Here is a 1,177-nt window from a genome sequence, read left to right as displayed (position 1 = left end):
GCAAAGCGTTTGCGTAGAGCAAGGGAGACATAGACCAGCCCGACGAGCACCGGTACCTCGATCAGCGGGCCGACGACACCGGCAAGAGCTTGCCCCGAGGTGGCGCCGTAGGTGGCGATGGCTACCGCGATCGCGAGTTCGAAGTTGTTGCCCGCGGCGGTGAACGCCAGGGTCGTGGTGCGTTCATAGCCCAATCCGATTGCGGCGCCGAGGATGTAGCCTCCGCCCCACATGAGCGCGAAGTACGCGAGCAGGGGCAGCGCGATCCGGACGACATCCCAAGGCTGGGAGGTGATCTGTTCGCCCTGCATCGAGAAGAGCACGACGATGGTGAACAGCAGACCGTAGAGCGCCCAGGGGCTGATCTTGGGGATGAACTTGTTGTCGTACCAGTCGCGGCCTTTGGCGCGTTCGCCGAAGAAGCGGGACAGAAAACCTGCCAGCAGCGGGATACCGAGGAAGATCAGGACCGATTTCGCAATCTGCCAGGGCGAGGTGTCGATGGTGGTCTGTTCGAGGCCGAGCCACCCGGGCAGGACCGAGAGGTAGAACCAACCGAGCACGGCGAACATGATCACCTGGAACACCGAATTGATGGCGACCAGCACCGCGGCGGCTTCGCGGTCTCCGCAGGCCAGGTCGTTCCAGATGATCACCATCGCGATGCACCGAGCGAGACCGACGATGATCAAACCGGTTCGGTATTCCGGCAGGTCAGGCAGAAACAGCCAGGCGAGGGCGAACATCAGCGCCGGGCCGAGAACCCAGTTCAGGAACAGGGAGCCGGCGAGGAGTTTCTTGTCCCCGGTGACTGTGTCGAGGCGGTCGTAGCGGACCTTCGCCAGGACCGGGTACATCATGATCAGCAGACCGAGGGCGATCGGTAGCGAGATGCCGTCGATCTGCACCTTGTCCAGGGCAGTGTTCACACCGGGGATCCAGCGTCCAACCAGCAGGCCGACGACCATGGCCACGCCGATCCAGACCGCCAGATAGCGGTCGAGGGTGGAGAGTTTTCCGACGACTTCGGGGTGTTCGGTGGTGGCAGCGGTGTTGCTCATGCGGTGACCTCAGCGCAAGCGTCCGCGGCACTCACGCTCGCACCTTCTACCAGCAGAACGGCGGAAAGCTGTTGCAGCGCAGCCGGAATAACCCAGTAGTACACCCAGGTCCCGCG

The 1,177-nt window shown here is 63.2% G+C and carries 1 protein-coding gene and 1 pseudogene; both read right to left on the bottom strand.

Annotated features, from left to right (window positions below):
- A partial coding sequence (gene arsB / locus QM609_RS29130) for an ACR3 family arsenite efflux transporter (protein ID WP_230358779.1) occupies window positions 1-1,061 on the bottom strand: 1,061 nt, incomplete at its 3' end.
- Window positions 1,058-1,177 (bottom strand): annotated as a pseudogene (locus tag QM609_RS29125) (ArsR/SmtB family transcription factor); the annotation flags it as partial. The gene arsB and the pseudogene QM609_RS29125, both read right to left, overlap by 4 nt.

Source organism: Rhodococcus sp. IEGM 1302, assembly GCF_030056935.1.
In the GTDB taxonomy this organism is placed as follows: Bacteria; Actinomycetota; Actinomycetes; order Mycobacteriales; family Mycobacteriaceae; genus Rhodococcus_F; species Rhodococcus_F qingshengii.
This window is presented reverse-complemented; position numbering and strand designations above follow the sequence as displayed.